Origin of the sequence: Clostridium sp. CM027, from assembly GCF_024730565.1 — a bacterium.
GTDB lineage: Bacteria > Bacillota > Clostridia > Clostridiales > Clostridiaceae > Clostridium_AD > Clostridium_AD estertheticum_B.
Window position 1 is genome coordinate 1008754 of the sequence record NZ_CP077725.1, and the last position, 15847, is coordinate 1024600.

Here is a 15847-nt window from a genome sequence, read left to right on the forward strand (position 1 = left end):
TGTTTTTATATTGTTTTTATATTGTGTTTATAAGTTGTCTCTATTTAGTGGCATACTCATACATCTTGGGCCGCCTCTTCCTCTTGAAAGTTCGGCACTTGGCATTGTGAGCACTGTTACACCACGTTTTGATAAAATTTCATTTGTAACATAATTTCGTTCATAAGTTATAACTTTTCCTGGTGCAATAGCTAGAGTGTTTGATCCATCATTCCATTGCTCTCTTGCCGCTACAATAGCGTCACCACCACCACATCTTATTAAATCAACTGAAGGCACTTTTAATGCAGATTTTAATACATTTTGTAATATATCTTTTTCTTGCTTAATATTTAATTCTCCATTGACACCTTTTGTAATTTCGAAAACATTAAGTGGTCCTTCTATCTCTGGGTGTATTGTAAATTTATCATAATCAACCATAGTAAATACAGTATCAAGATGCATAAATGCTCTGCTAGATGGAATTTCTAGTACTAATACTTTTTCAAAAGTAGTATGTATTTCAAACAAATTTCTTGCTACAACTTCTATAGCTTCAGGGGAAGTTCTTTGACTGCATCCTATTGCAAGGGTTGTGGCAGATAATATAAGTTCGTCCCCACCTTCGATATTATTTGGGAGGCTTCTATCATACCAAAGTGGCACTTCATTTTGTTTGAAAGAACTATGATATTCATGAATAAATTCTAGGAACAAAGTCTCACGTCTTCTAGCTTCAGTTTGCATAGTATTTATAGTAATCCCATTTCCAATTGAAGCACCTGGATCGCGAGTAAAGTAAAGATTAGGCATAGGATCTAAGTAGAATGGATACTGGGTTCCTATTAATCCTCTTAGAGAATGAATCTCCTTAACAGCTATTTCGTTTTTTCTAACTCCAGCCATAAGTATATCAATCATTTCTCTTGTAGGCTTTGACATTAAATAATCATAAAGAGATTTATATATTTCTTTATTACTAATGTGGCTTTCATGTAAAAACTGTTGTAAAAATATTTTTTTTGTTTGATCCTCATTCAAAGCCTCTGTAACAAGTTCTTCTAAATAAAGAACTTCAACATCGTTTTCTTTTAATATTTTTGCAAATATGTCATGTTCTTTTCGCGCTACTTCTAAATAAGGAATATCATCGAAAAGCAATCTTTCAAGAAGATTTGGTACTAAATTTTCTATTTCTCTACCGGGTCTATGTAGCATTACTTTATTAAGTTTTCCTATTTCAGAAGTTACATTTATAAATGATTCCATTTAACTTGGCCTCCTATTCATTTTTATTTATACTATCATTATAAAGTGTACGATTTTATAAGGGAACCCCATTATTTCACTGTAATTGCATATATATCTTGATTATTAGCTTTGCTCCTGAATTATCACTATATGGTTATGAAAATCTCTATTTTGCGCAATAATACTACATACATCTCCTCTTGATAAGTTAAAACGTCAGATTGTTTGTATATATATTCGCAATTATCTAATTTGCTATGCATAATAATAAAACTAAAGCATAAATATTCATTAAACTTATTTTTGGTTATTTATACTTATAAATGTGTTTAATGATTTTTGTTAATAATTTGTTCATAATTCTGTTAAGATTTTACCATCTTTGTATATGGAAGTCAACCGCAAATTTTTTTTATAAATTAAAAGCTTAGGATTGTTTTCACAATCCTAAGCTTTATTATCATTTATATGTGTACTTATAATTCATTATCTCATTGTAAACAAACGAGGTTCCTGTAAGTAATCTTGAACAATCCTAAGAGATTCACCAAACCTTTGATAGTGAACAATTTCTCTTTCTCGTAGAAACTTCAATGGATCTAATACATCAGGGTCATCTGCCATGTTAATTAGATATTCATAAGTGGCCCTTGCTTTTTGCTCTGCTGCTAAGTTTTCTGTTAGATCTACAATTGGATCCCCTTTCGATTGAAGATAAGAAGCATTAAAGGGTACTCCTGAAGCACTTACAGGGTATACTCCTCTACCATGATCCACATAATAGCCACTCATGCCTCCTTTTTCAATTTCTTCAAGACTGGCACCTTTCATTAGCTGTCTAACCATAGCACCTACCATTTCTAAATGGGCCAATTCTTCCGTACCAATATCAGTACATGTTGTTATAGCTTGAGGCGTAATCATAGAAAAGCGCTGACTCAGATATCTTAATGAGGCACCTAATTCACCATCCGGTCCGCCATATTGAGTAATAATAATTTTCGCCATTGCAGGATTTGGATTTTTAATTTTCACTGGATACTGTAAAAACTTATCGTATGTCCACATAAATTACATATCCCCCCTTTCAAGTTTGAAATTAGCATCAGTTTCCCAAGGCCATGGATTATTTATCCACTGCCATGGATAAGGGCTCAGCGAGTTGTCAGACAACATTCCGTAATTCATCTCATAGCTTTCTCTTAATCCTCTTGATTCCATCACATAAAAATTATATTTTGCAAGAGCCTCTTGATCCATTGGATGGGTATTAAGAAACAAACCTAGGTCATCTTTCATAAATTCTGAAGCAACAATTAGTTTTAAAAGTTCCATTTTAGTCTTCATAAGTTCTCCCCTTTTTACTTGATGCAAATGGACTATTTTTTTTGTTTTCCCCCTCAAACGGACTATAAAGTTCTGGGAAAGCAGTTCCTCTTTTAAGTGCTTCTAAAGGCGCAAAAATCGTGCAAAGTTTTTGGTACGGAACGTAAGCTGCGGCTAATCTAACATTTTCTATTATAGTTTCTTGTGGAATACAATTACTCATTGTTGGGCAGTTTGTTTTTTTTCTCATTTCATTCTGTTCCAATTTAATCCTCCATATAATATTGTTGAGTACATAATATTATATTCACGTATTTAAAAATGTGATAGTTTTCTTTTAATTAATTATTGACTTTTATTGAAATTGTGTATACTATTTATAATGAATGTAAAAACTTCTAACCACCTTAAAATTGGTTAGAAGTTTTTTTAAGGTATACTAATATTAAGGAAGGCAAATAAATGCATTTGCCATGGAGGTAAAAATGGGTAAGAATCAAAGTGTTAAAGGTAATTTTATTTACAACAACATAGAGAAAATAGGTAAGAATTTTATGTATAAAAATCTTGAGAGAAGCAATTGTTATAATAGTGATTTTTCAAACTCTAATTTTAATTTTGTAAATTTTAGAGGTGCGCATTTTAAATCATGTGTGTTTTTTGAGTGTACCTTTAAGTGGGCCGAATTTATTGGAACAAATCTAAAAGGCAGTGATTTCAAAAATACTATATTTGAAAATACTATATTTGATTCTGTGAATCTAGACGGTGTTGATTTTAAAGATGCGGAATTTAAAAATACTATATTTTTGTCAACTGATGTTACAAAAGCTAAGAATCTTAGCATTAAAAACTCAGGCATCAAAATTTTTGATGAAATGCCACAATTTGAAATTAGTGAGGACCTTAAAATAGCTATTCTAGATGCAATGAAAAATAAATATGTAAAGGCTGCAAGGGTTCTAGATACAAAAGATGGTGGCATTAACATGATAAATTTAACAATATTATTAGAGAACTTTGATGAGGATACCTTAATTAAAGGATTAAATATCATTAAATCCGATTTAAATTGTGATTTTCACACATTAAGTTATATAATTAAGTTTTTAAAAAACAATATGTAATGTAATTTATAAAAAAATTTACAATGACATCAACGGAAGTAAGGAGTACATAAGATGAATGGGCGATCACACCAAAAAATAGCGATATTATCATATGCTATAGTAGCGACAATACCTTTAATTAATTCAATGCCAATATTCAACAATAAATATATACATGTTCCAATGGGAATAAGCATTATTGGCCTTGGAACTGCCTCTCTGGCGGGATTACTTGTTGATGCAGATAGTCAAAATAGTAAGATAAACCAAATGAACCCACTTTCAGGCACAAGTACTAAAGTAATAAATAATATGGAAAAATCATTAAAGTTATTACTAAAATTATTATTAAGTATTGGACTTGGGGCACTGATTTTGTGGTATTCAAAAACTATTGTACAAGAGTTAACAATGATAAAATATATAGGTAAATATGCTGAGATATTCACATATTTTATGTCTTTCCTTTTTATAGTTTTAGGAATCACCAATGATAGGTATTACAAAAGGATTCCTATCATTGGTTTAGTTTATAAGAAATTATCCGCCACAATTAGTAAAGGAACAAATAATTTCAAAAGGTCGACCATGCTTATAACTTATATTGGTTCGAGTGCAATTTTAGCAATGTATAACGTTACTAATTTAAACGATGCATTTATTTATCTTATTTGTATTTTATTAATTTGTATAGCAATATTCCCACACAGAACATTTTTGCACTCAATAGAAGGCGTTACTATTTTTACTATTTCAGCTTCATATGTATTTAATAAATTAGGCTATGAGTATTTAACGGGGTGTTTTTTCGTTGGATATATAAGTCATATTTATTGGGCTGATATATTTACTAAAGAAGGAGTACCAATACTTTCAATACCCAGGTTTCTTGCGCAGTTATTGAAAAAATTAGGTATTCATAATAAATTTGTTAATATATTAGAAAAAATAGGTAAGTTTAAACTTAAATTCCCACCACATATTACCACAGGCTCTGATACTGGAAATTTATTTGAAGTAATATATATTGTAGTATTATTTGTAGTAGTCGTGATAGGTTTCAATGTTTATGGTGGAGAATTCAGAGTAATATAAGTAAAATATATCCCCTTTTTAAGCACTAGCATGGATTTTGGGATACAATTAAATATATACAGATGGAAAAGTGAGAGGAGAGATTTTATGAAGTTTATTGCTGATTTACATACCCATACTATAGTTAGTGGCCATGCATATAGTACTTTAATGGAGAATGCGAAATATGCTAGTGAGAAAGGTCTTGAGATATTAGGAGTTACAGATCACGGTCCTAATATGCCAGGGGCTCCCGACCCTTGGTATTTTGAAAATTTTAAAGTGCTGCCAAGAGAATTATACGGTGTTAAAATGCTTTACGGATGTGAAGCTAATATAATTGATTATGAAGGTAATCTTGATATACCAGTAAAGCTACAAAATGTTCTTGACATAATGATAGCAAGCATGCATGAACCTCTAATGGAAGGTGAAAAGAGTGCAGACTTAAATACAGCTACTATTTTAAAAGCTATGGATAATCCTTATGTGAATATTTTAGGACATATGGGAAATCCTAAATTCCCTATACATGCGGAAGAAATCGTAAAAAAAGCAAAAGAAAAAAATATACTAATCGAAATAAATAATAGCTCTTTTGTAACTTCAAGAAAAGGCAGTGACAAAAACTGTCTTAAAATTCTAAAACTTTGCAAAGAATTTGGAGTAAGGATTATTGTAAACAGTGATGCTCATTTCTGCTATTCTATAGGAAATTTTAGTGTTGTAGAAAAACTACTTAGAGATATAAATATGCCTGAAGAACTTATTATTAATACTAATAAAAAAATGTTATTATCATTTCTTAAAGAAAAAGGTAAAAATATATAATACAGTAGCTAAAATCATTAAACAGACATAAATAAGACTGTTCAAAAAGTTCTTACCATTTACAGAGATTGGAAGCTTCTAGAAGCTTCCAATCTCTGTTGTTTTTAATCCTCTTTCTTAACTATTAGCATATAATCATTTTTTATAACTCAAAGTTTAACGACATTTCAGAAGGAAAGTCTCCTACTTCTATAAGTGCGGTATTAATCTCCTTCTGAAGTCGTCAATTCATCTTCTTCGATGCTGTGCAGCTCCGCAGGAGTTGATTTAATATATACATATTATTTTATAACCTCATCCTTGCTTTGTTTCTCATCTTCCAAGTCTTCAAAGGCCCTCTCCATTGCAATTCCTACGTCACCTACAGATTCATCAAGTGCTTTATCCAATGTTTGCTTAATTTCATCCCTTTTAGTATTTGTATCTTCTTCAATATCCTCTTCAATATCTTTTGCATTACTAATAATAATATTTTTTATTTCGCCACAACAACTTCGAACGAACAAACCTGCAATAGCTCCTCCAATTGCGACACCTATCACTGCTAAACTTTTAATAGGGCAAACCCTTTGTTTTCTTTTTTTAAATTTATTTTTATTTGATAGTCTGTCTAAAGAATTCATACAATAATCCTCCTAAATATAATAAATATTTTTGCAACATTTATTATATTATTTCCCCATTATTATAAAAAAATTCAATTAATGAATAAGAATAAATATGTAAACATATACACATACTAAAGAAAATGAGGTGCTATAATGAATAAAAAACTAAGTCTTATAATGTTTAGTGGAGAATATGACAAAGCTTTAGCTGGATTAATACTGGCAAATTCAGCTAAAGAATTAGGAATGGAAGTGTCTATGTTTTTCGCCTTTTGGGGTCTGCTTTTATTGAGAAATCCAAATATAAATACAAGTGAAGGTAAGTCTTCGCTGGAGAAACTTATGGGTGCAATGACTCCAAAAGGTCCAGATGAATTACCCCTTTCCACCATGAATTTTAGTGGTTTCGGAAAAAAAATGCTTGAGGCTATGATGAAGGAAGACGGAACACCTACCCTTTCTAAATTTCTAGAAGGTGCTGTAAAAAAAGGTGTTAAGTTTTATGGATGTAAGCTTTCAATGGAAGTTATGGGCCTTAAAAAGGAAGAACTCATTCCAGAACTTGAGGTAATTGAGGCTAAGGACTATCTAAAGGATGCTCTCGAATCAGATATACAATTATTCATATAAGGGTAAGTGCATAAATAAACTGGCACCTATAGGGTAAGCACATAAAAAAGTGTTTACTCTATAGGTGCCAGCTTACTTAGGATTTACTTCCTTATTGCTAGAATAAAACTCCACTAAAGCCATTCTCATGACTGCCCCTGTTTATTTAAAACTTTGGGCTTTGGGCCAATCTAAGAATATTGAAAGTAATCCGCAAACTATCATTAAATAAGAATATATTGAAAAAGGAATAATTTGAATAGGTGATATCTTCCCAATTGTTGCTGCTAATAGCATTTGCCCTGCATAAGGACTTACGCCTTGAAACCCAGCCGAAAATATATCTAAAATACTTGCTGCTCTTATTGGACTAACCCCATATTTTTCTGACAAATCCTTTGCGAGTGGTCCTGCCGTAATAATAGATATTGTATTATTTGTTGTAGTTATATCTAGCACGCTTACTAGTGCAGCTATTCCTATTTCTGCTCCTTTTTTTGTTTTAACTTTAGATGCTAAATTTTCTAGTAGATACTCAATCCCCCCATAATAATGCATAAGGCCAACCAATCCGCCTACTATAATAGATATCAGTGCTAAATCTTCCATCCAGCCCATCCCTCTTTGCAATATTGCAAACATCTCAACTATATTAAAACTACCCATTGCAAGTCCTATTATTGATCCAGTAGCTATACCTATTCCTAAAACAACCATAACATTTAGGCCGATTGCCGCACTAGCAATAATTGATATATATGGAATTATTCTAACTAACGAGTATTCAAGTGCTTGCAACTGAACATTTCCACCAGATAGAAAAGTCAATATTATTACAGTAATAACAAAAGCGGGTAAAATAATTAAACCGTTTGATTTAAATTTATCTCTCATTTTTACTCCTTGCGTTCTTGTAGCTGCAATTGTTGTATCTGAAATAAAAGATAGATTATCCCCAAACATTGCACCACCGACTACAGTTCCTAATACCAAAGGTAATCCCATACCCGTTTGCGATGCTATACCAACTCCTATTGGCGCTAAAGCTGTTATAGTTCCCATTGAAGTGCCCATAGAAAATGATAAAATAGAACAAACTATAAATAAACCTGGTAACATCATATTGGCTGGTAAAACACTTAATCCCATATTTACTATGGAAGTAACAGCACCCATTGCATCTGCAATTGAATAAAAAGCGCCTGCCAATATGAATATAACTACCATTAACATAATAGTAGGTTCTCCAGCCGCTTTCGCAAATATATCAATCTTGTCGGACAAGGATGTTTTCTCTCCTTTTTTATCCAATAATAAAGCAAAAGCAGTAGCGAAAACAAATGCTAGCAATAATGGCATACTAGAGAAGTTTCCCGTTAAAATACCAACCCCCATAAACAATATTAAGAAAAATACCAAAGGTAATAATCCTATAAAATTAGTTCTTTTTTCCATTTAATTTTCCTCCTAAGTATAATAATAATTATTCTTTCATGTTAAATCATCGCCTTAGTCTGTTCTAAAGCTTTTGTTTAGATATAACCATTTATTTTGTATATCTTTTTACTATTCTATCATTTAATTTCGTTTATTTCGATGTATTTTGATATATTCCGGTATTTTTTTATGTTTTGTTTAAATAAACACAGCCCTTAATAACTTTTACTATATTAAATATTCATATATTGTTATTATATAGGTATCTCTACCATATACTTGTCAAAAACGAACAAAATCATATGGCGTAATATTAAAGTTTAAGTTTAAAATATTATAGTAAAGGAATCGGTGGAAAATATGAAATCACAATCATTTAAATTTAGGGTAATAATGTTTGCTATTCTTTCTGCTATAGTGATAGGTATAATGGTTAATGCTACAATGAAAAATAACAGTGTGATTGTATCGAGCAATAAAAACGAAGAAATAAAAAAGCAACAATTAAAAGAAAAAGAAAAAGAAAAAGAAAAAGAAAAACAGCAACAGATAAATCAAAAACAAGAAAACTTAGAAAAGGTATGGAAGAAAGGGTATGATGAATTTTTTGATAAAAAATATAAGCAAGCTATTGAAACGGAAAGACAAGTCATAAAAGAAGATCCTACTTTTTATAAAGCATATGCTGTAGAAGGAATTGCCTTAGCTTATAGTGGAAATTTTGAAAAAGGTATGCAGCAAATCAATCAATCATTAAAACTTAACCCTAATTACGGATATGCAAGATTTAATAAAGCACTAGCCAATGAATTATACGAACATTATGATGAAGCTATAACATGGTATAAAAAAGATCTAGAAGTCGAAAAGTTTGAATGGAGCTATTATGGTATAGCTAGTATCTATGGAAGAAAAGGTGATGTTAATAATACCGTAAAATACTTAAAACTAGCTATTGATATTAATCCAAGTGTAAAAAATAATGCAAAGAATGAGGAAGATTTTGATAATGTACGTAACCATATGGAGTTTAAGGAATTAATAGAATAACTTTTCTTTGCCATAATACTAATAATAACCACCGATTAAGATGCTGCTTGCATCTTAACCGATGGTTATTATTACTATTTTACAGTTGACTTTGTAATATCTAAAACATTGAGAACTTCAAAATAAATGCTGCAAATACTATTGATACCATTGAAAGTAATTTAATCAATATGTTTATGGATGGACCTGAGGTATCCTTAAATGGATCTCCTACAGTGTCACCAACAACGGCAGCTTTATGACAATCCGATCCTTTTCCACCTAGGTTTCCGGCTTCAATATGCTTTTTAGCATTATCCCAAGCTCCACCTGAATTTGCCATCATAATAGCAAGTACAAAACCTGTTACAGTTGCTCCTGCTAATAATCCTACTACGCCATTTACACCTAAAAGTAAACCAACTACTATTGGAATAGTAATAGCGAGTAGTGCTGGCATAATCATTTCCCTTTGAGCTGATTTTGTACAGATATCAACACACCTTGCATAATCAGCTTCTGATTTACCTTCCATAAGACCCACTATCTCTTTAAATTGTCTTCTAACTTCTACCACTATAAGTTGTGCTGCCGTGCCGACTGCATCCATGGTGAGTGCTGCAAATATGAAAGGCACCATTCCACCTATAAATAACCCTATAAGAACCTGGGGATTTAATACTGACAAATTAAAAACAAAATCCAAATTTTCTTTTTTTATAATAATTTCTACTTGATCTCTATATGCTGCGATAAGCGCAAGAGCTGTTAGTGCTGCAGAACCTATAGCAAAACCTTTGCCTGTAGCTGCAGTAGTATTGCCTAAAGAATCAAGAGCATCTGTTCTTTCTCGTACTATAGGATCTTGATGAGTCATTTCTGCAATACCACCAGCGTTATCTGCCACAGGACCATACGCATCCGTAGCAAGTGTTATACCTAGTGTGCTAAGCATACCTACTGCGGCTATTCCTACGCCATATAACCCCATATTATAATCTACTGCTCCTCCAGCAAAATAAAAACTAGTTGCTATAGCCACAGCTACTATTACAACTGGAAGAAAAGTAGACATCATTCCAAGTGAAAGACCACCTATTATAACTGTTGCTGCACCGGTTTTTGTTGTTTGTGCTAGTTTTTGGGTAGGCTTGTATGTGTCTGAAGTAAAGTACTCTGTACAAAACCCAATTAAATTACCTGCTATAAGACCACTTAATATTGCAAAGTAAACTCCAATATGATCCCATCCAAGTACATTCCAGACTAGGAAGAATGTAGCTATCCCAATTATTGCAGAACTAACGTAAACACCTCGTCTAAGAGCTGATAAAAGACTTTTTTGCTCAGCTTTCTCCCCTGATTTAACAAAGAAGGTTCCAATAATAGATGCAACTATACCTATAGCTGCTATGATCATAGGAATTGTAACACCTGAAACTCCAAGTCCAGCTGCTACGGCAAGAGCAGCAGTAGCTACTATTGACCCAACATAGGATTCATATAAATCTGCACCCATACCAGCTACATCTCCAACATTGTCTCCAACGTTATCCGCTATAACTGCAGGGTTTCTTGGATCATCCTCAGGAATTCCTGCTTCAAGCTTACCAACAAGGTCTGCACCTACATCTGCTGCTTTAGTAAATATACCGCCACCAACACGTGCAAATAATGCCATTGCACTAGCTCCCATTCCACATGTAATCAGTGCACTTGTTATATTTTGAATTCTTATACCCGCTTCTAAATCTCTATAGAAAAAATCCAATAAGTAATAAAATATACTAACATGAAGAAGTCCAAGACCTACAACGGTAAGTCCCATTACTGCACCGCTTGAAAAAGCAACGTTTAAAGCACTATTAAGACTTTTCCCAGCTGCATGTGTAGTTCTAACATTTGCACGGGTAGCAATTTTCATTCCTATAAAGCCTGAGAGACCTGAGAAGAACCCCCCACTTATAAATGCAAAAGGTGCAAATGGGGTAATAAACCCAAATGATGCAAGTATTCCTAGTATTACAAACATAGCTGCAAAGAAAATAATCACTCCTGTATACTGTCTTTTTAAATATGCATCTGCACCATTTCTAATAGCAGTCGCAATTTTTTTCATCTGCTCGGTTCCTTCATCTTTTTTTAGTACTTTAGCTGCAAGATAACCGGCAAAAGCAAGGGCTAATATGGAACAAGCTGGGGCTAAAATCAATAAATTCATAATAATTCCCTCCCAAGTATTTTAGTAATAGTGTTTCATTATCTTTACAATATTGTCTTATTATACCACAAATTAAGCTTAGTTGAAAGCTTTAAGCTATCATCAATTTTTTCTACTACTTTCCACCAACATTAAATGCTCTAGCAGCTTACTTCTCATAAATCGATTTTTGAAAATCATTCGTACACCTAATTATCATTATAAATAAAAACCCTCAAATCCTTATTTAACAAGTTTTTGAGGGTTGCGAACCTTGAGTATTAATTCCACTTATATAGTTCACTTATTTTAACAAATATACTCTTGCTTCATAAGGTTTAAGGTTAATTTCATCTATGGACTCAGTCTCTACAATATAATTTGAAATTAGAAGATCCTTATGCTCATATTTTATATTGTTGGAAAGAGCAAATTTAGCAATGTTCTCACAGAAATTACATATTACTAAAAGAGTCTCATTTTTTAATTCTCTTTTATATGCATAGATATCTTTGTGGTCCCCCAAAATTAAAGTATATTTTCCATATACTATTATTTCATTATTCTTTCTAAGTCTTATAAGTTTTTTATAATAATTAAAAATAGAGTTTTCATCTTCTAATTGCGATTGCGCATTAACATATTTATAATTTGGATTTACCTTGATCCAAGGAGTTCCATCAGTAAAACCTGCATTTTTTTTATTATTCCACTGAAATGGCGTTCTTGCGTTATCTCTGCCCCTTTTATAAATAGAATTCATAATCTCATCATGACTTTTCTTACCACTTTCAGTAAAATCTCTATATGCATTTAGTGTTTCAATATCTTTGTAATCATTGATGTTATCAAATTTGACATTTGTCATACCTATTTCCTCACCTTGATAAATGTAGGGAGTACCTTGCATCATATGAAGAAAGGTTGCTAACATTTTTGCAGATTCAATTCTATATTTATTGTCATTTCCAAAACGTGAAACCATTCTTGGTTGATCATGGTTATTTAAATAAAGACTATTCCATCCTTTAGCTTCAAGTTCATTTTGCCATTTTGACATAATAGTTTTAAATTCACTCAGCTCAAATTTTGTTTTGCCCCATTTCCCTTCTGGCCCATCTCCTACACTCATATGTTCAAATTGAAACACCATATTTAATTCATTTCTATCTTCATCTACGTATTCGATAGCTTGCGCAGGTGTTACATCTGGCGTTTCGCCAACAGTTATAACATCATACTTGCTTAATACTTCTTTATTCATTTCTTGTAAATAATCATGAACCTTTGGATGATTTTTGCTGAAATTACCTGGATCTGCATAGTTATTATCTCCATTAAGAATACCGTCAGGATAGCTTTGATCTTTTCCAATCATATTAATAACATCCATACGGAAACCATCAATTCCTTTTTCTAGCCACCATTCCATCATACCAAAGATTTCTTTTCTTAAATTTTCGTTCTCCCAATTTAAATCTGGTTGTTTTTTCGAGAATAAGTGTAAATAATACATTTGTGATTGAGGGTCTAATTCCCAAGCAGAACCACTAAAGCACGATCCCCAATTATTGGGAGGCAAGCTATCTTTTGCATCCCTCCAAATGTAATAATCTCTATATTTATTTGTTTTAGATTTCTTACTCTCAATAAACCATTTATGCTCATCAGAACTATGATTTACGACAAGATCCATCATTATCTTAATCTTTCTATCATGAGCTCGTGATAGCAATAAATCAAAATCCTCTATGGTTCCAAATTCTTTCATTATCCCCTGGTAATTACTTATATCATATCCATTATCATCATTAGGTGATTCATAAACAGGCGACAACCATATTACATCAATTCCTAGTTCCTCAAGATAATCAAGTTTTTCTATTATTCCTCTTAAGTCTCCGATTCCGTCGCCATTACTATCTTTAAAACTTCTTGGGTAAATCTGGTAAACTACACTTTCTTTCCACCAATATTTATTCATAAACTCTCCTTCTTTCTATTGTTTTATAACTTCCTTAACATTTGGTAACAATACCTCTATAATATGGCTAGTTTTTGTCTTTAAGTTCCTACCAATTGCAGTTAGTCTATATTAAATTTCCTCTACCACATTTTACCATATAAACGTAAATTAGTATATATTTTTTACTTGCTATAAAAAATATTTCATGAAAATTAAATTTATTTAGATAAAACAATCTTTGATATAGTAGCAACTATTAATAAAAAAGCTCTTGATTTTAATCAAGAGCTTTTACTGAATTTCTTTCTGCTACGCTAAGTACTTCGTTCATACTTCCAGTTCTATAGCCTAACAAATCAAGGGTTACATATTTAAAACCAATACTTTTCAATTTGTTTCCAACTTTATCCATCATTTCAATATTGAAAAATTTATTTCTTTCTTCAACATTAACCTCTACCCTTGCTATATCTCCGTGGTGCCTTACCCTTATCTGTCTGAACCCTAAATCCAATAAAAACTGTTCGGCTTTTTCAACCATACTTAGTTTTTTCACCGTTATCTCATTGCCATATGGAAATCTTGAGGATAGACATGCAAATGCTGGCTTGTCCCAAGTAGGTACACCCAATCTCTTTGACAGTGCTCTTATATCATTTTTCGTAAAGCCAGCATCCTTTAATGGGCTAATAACTTTTAATTCCTTAGCTGCCTTCATTCCCGGTCTGTAATCGGAAGAGTCATCAACATTCGAACCATCTAAAACTGCATTAATGTTATTATCATCAGCAACTTTTCTAATCTTTGAGAAAAGTTCTTTTTTACAAAAATAGCACCTATTAACAGGATTTTTAGCAAATCCTTCAATTTCTAATTCTTCCGAAATTATGACTATATGCTTTGCCCCGATACCTTCAATATATTTAACAGCTTCCTTAAATTCTCTTTCCGGGTATGTTGATGACTTTGCCGTTATTGCTATAACCCTATTCCCCAAAACATCAGCTGCTACCTTTAAAAGAAACGTGCTATCAACACCCCCAGAATACGCTACCGCTACACTTTCTAAATCTTGAAGAATCTCCTTTAACTTTTGAAATTTCAAATCTAATTCCATATTTCGTCCTCCTGTTCTTATAATGCTATTACTATTTACACTAAAAATATATCACTATATTTAATTTACCATAATATCTAAGCAATAGCATCTTTTTCTTTTGGAGTTTCAAGTTTATGTCCTGAGATTTTATTTATTATAACAGCAATTGCTCCATCTCCAGTTATGTTGCAAGCAGTACCAAAACTATCTTGGGCTACATATAGAGCTATCATAAGCGATGTCAATGTTTCATTGAATCCGAGCATACTTTGAAGAAGTCCAAGTGATGCCATAACCGCTCCGCCAGGAACTCCGGGAGCCGCTACCATTGTAACTCCTAATGCTAAAATAAATCCAAAGAAAGTTCCAAAACCATAATTCATACCATTTAACATCATTATTGCAAGAGAACAACTTACCAAAGTTATTGTGCTACCTGAAAGATGTATAGTTGCACAAAGTGGTATTACAAAATCAGCTACTCCATCACTTACCCCATTTTTTTTAGTTTGAGCAAGAGTAACAGGAATAGTTGCTGCAGATGATTGAGTTCCTATAGCTGTTAAATATGCAGGAATCATTTTCTTAATTAATCTGAATGGATTAGCACCTGATATGCTTCCAGCAACTACATATTGAAGAACAATTACTATAATGTGAAGTAAAATAACTAAAATGAATACTTTTGAGAATACCTTTAATATAGATTCAACTTGACCAGCATAAGTCATATTTGCGAAAGTACCCATAATGTATATAGGTAGTAGTGGAATTATTATTCCAGAAATCAGTTTACTTATAATTTCTTGGAATTCCTTCATAACACTCTTTATGGCAGTAGATTTTATTGCAGCAATTCCTATACCTATTGTAAATGCAAGAACTAAAGCAGTCATTACATCCATTAAAGGTAGTATTTTAAATTCAATAAATGCTTTAGCAAGCCCACTCTCACTACTACCAAAATTTGCGCCTAGTGCTCCAGGTTTTAAAAACATTGGAAGAATAGTAATATTTGCAAAGTATGCTATTGATCCGGCAATTATAGTAGATGCATACGCTATTCCTGCAGTTAAAGCTAGAATTTTACCAGCCCCACTACCAAGATCACCTATACCAGGTACTATAAATCCTATAATTATAAGCGGTATAGCAAAACCTAAAAATTGACCGAATAGTCCATTGAATGTTGCAAAAATCCTAATCCCTGTTCCTGGAAGTATTTTTCCTAAAATGATACCTAATATGATAGCGATAATAAGTCTAGGAAGTAATCCTATTTTTTTCTTTTTTACTGTTTTTTTCATTTATATTCCTCCTTATAAA

Annotated in this window: 15 protein-coding genes; 5 read left to right on the forward strand and 10 right to left on the reverse strand. The window is 32.1% G+C overall.

Features of this window, described 5'->3' with window-relative positions; translation table 11 throughout:
• Positions 1-27 precede the first annotated feature (27 nt).
• The 4 genes from arcA to KTC92_RS04945 all read right to left on the reverse strand — a co-directional run bounded on the left by arcA (position 28) and on the right by KTC92_RS04945 (position 2824).
• Entirely contained in the window at positions 28-1251 is a 1224-nt protein-coding gene (gene arcA, locus KTC92_RS04930; protein WP_216304573.1) for an arginine deiminase, read from the reverse strand.
• A 468-nt stretch (positions 1252-1719) separates the two neighbouring features.
• Positions 1720-2301, reverse strand: a complete 582-nt coding sequence (locus KTC92_RS04935) for a manganese catalase family protein (protein ID WP_165414511.1) — start codon at positions 2299-2301, stop codon at positions 1720-1722.
• 3 nt (positions 2302-2304) lie between these two features.
• The gene (locus KTC92_RS04940) at positions 2305-2580 is read right to left on the reverse strand and encodes a spore coat protein CotJB (RefSeq protein WP_165414510.1); all 276 of its coding nucleotides are present in this window, start codon (positions 2578-2580) and stop codon (positions 2305-2307) included.
• On the reverse strand, positions 2570-2824 hold the full coding sequence (locus tag KTC92_RS04945; protein WP_253198299.1) for a spore coat associated protein CotJA: 255 nt from the start codon (positions 2822-2824) through the stop codon (positions 2570-2572). The genes KTC92_RS04940 and KTC92_RS04945 overlap by 11 nt, the downstream gene beginning before the upstream one ends.
• A 220-nt stretch (positions 2825-3044) precedes the next feature.
• On the opposite strand from KTC92_RS04945, the gene KTC92_RS04950 reads away from it, so the two are divergent.
• From KTC92_RS04950 to KTC92_RS04960, 3 genes are all read left to right on the forward strand, one after another.
• Complete coding sequence (locus KTC92_RS04950; RefSeq protein ID WP_220286875.1) at positions 3045-3686, forward strand: pentapeptide repeat-containing protein; 642 nt, start codon at positions 3045-3047, stop codon at positions 3684-3686.
• 54 nt (positions 3687-3740) lie between these two features.
• Positions 3741-4763: a metal-dependent hydrolase gene (locus KTC92_RS04955; RefSeq protein WP_216304427.1), complete on the forward strand. Its 1023-nt coding sequence runs from the start codon at positions 3741-3743 to the stop codon at positions 4761-4763.
• Between the two features lie 87 nt (positions 4764-4850).
• Positions 4851-5573, forward strand: coding sequence for a phosphatase (locus tag KTC92_RS04960; RefSeq protein WP_216304426.1), 723 nt, complete (start codon positions 4851-4853; stop codon positions 5571-5573).
• Between the two features lie 281 nt (positions 5574-5854).
• Here the strand turns inward: KTC92_RS04960 and KTC92_RS04965 are convergent, their stop codons facing one another.
• Positions 5855-6196: a hypothetical protein gene (locus KTC92_RS04965; protein WP_220286876.1), complete on the reverse strand. Its 342-nt coding sequence runs from the start codon at positions 6194-6196 to the stop codon at positions 5855-5857.
• Between the two features lie 138 nt (positions 6197-6334).
• Between KTC92_RS04965 and KTC92_RS04970 the strand changes: the two genes are divergently transcribed.
• Positions 6335-6811, forward strand: coding sequence for a DsrE/DsrF/DrsH-like family protein (locus tag KTC92_RS04970; protein WP_220286877.1), 477 nt, complete (start codon positions 6335-6337; stop codon positions 6809-6811).
• Positions 6812-6952: 141 nt separating this feature from the next.
• Here KTC92_RS04970 and KTC92_RS04975 read toward each other — a convergent pair whose 3' ends face one another.
• Positions 6953-8245, reverse strand: coding sequence for a Na+/H+ antiporter NhaC family protein (locus KTC92_RS04975; RefSeq protein ID WP_216304424.1), 1293 nt, complete (start codon positions 8243-8245; stop codon positions 6953-6955).
• A 342-nt stretch (positions 8246-8587) separates the two neighbouring features.
• On the opposite strand from KTC92_RS04975, the gene KTC92_RS04980 reads away from it, so the two are divergent.
• Positions 8588-9277: a tetratricopeptide repeat protein gene (locus KTC92_RS04980; RefSeq protein ID WP_220286878.1), complete on the forward strand. Its 690-nt coding sequence runs from the start codon at positions 8588-8590 to the stop codon at positions 9275-9277.
• Between the two features lie 100 nt (positions 9278-9377).
• Here the strand turns inward: KTC92_RS04980 and KTC92_RS04985 are convergent, their stop codons facing one another.
• The 4 genes from KTC92_RS04985 to KTC92_RS05000 form a co-directional block, all read right to left on the reverse strand.
• Entirely contained in the window at positions 9378-11477 is a 2100-nt protein-coding gene (locus KTC92_RS04985) for a sodium-translocating pyrophosphatase (RefSeq protein WP_216304422.1), read from the reverse strand.
• Positions 11478-11760: 283 nt separating this feature from the next.
• Positions 11761-13440, reverse strand: coding sequence for an alpha-glucosidase (locus tag KTC92_RS04990; protein ID WP_220286879.1), 1680 nt, complete (start codon positions 13438-13440; stop codon positions 11761-11763).
• Positions 13441-13699: 259 nt separating this feature from the next.
• Positions 13700-14539 carry an ATP-dependent sacrificial sulfur transferase LarE gene (gene larE, locus KTC92_RS04995; RefSeq protein ID WP_216304420.1) on the reverse strand — a complete coding sequence of 280 codons (840 nt, stop codon included), beginning with the start codon at positions 14537-14539 and terminating at the stop codon, positions 13700-13702.
• 77 nt (positions 14540-14616) lie between these two features.
• The gene (locus tag KTC92_RS05000) at positions 14617-15828 is read right to left on the reverse strand and encodes a dicarboxylate/amino acid:cation symporter (RefSeq protein WP_216304418.1); all 1212 of its coding nucleotides are present in this window, start codon (positions 15826-15828) and stop codon (positions 14617-14619) included.
• Positions 15829-15847 lie beyond the last annotated feature (19 nt).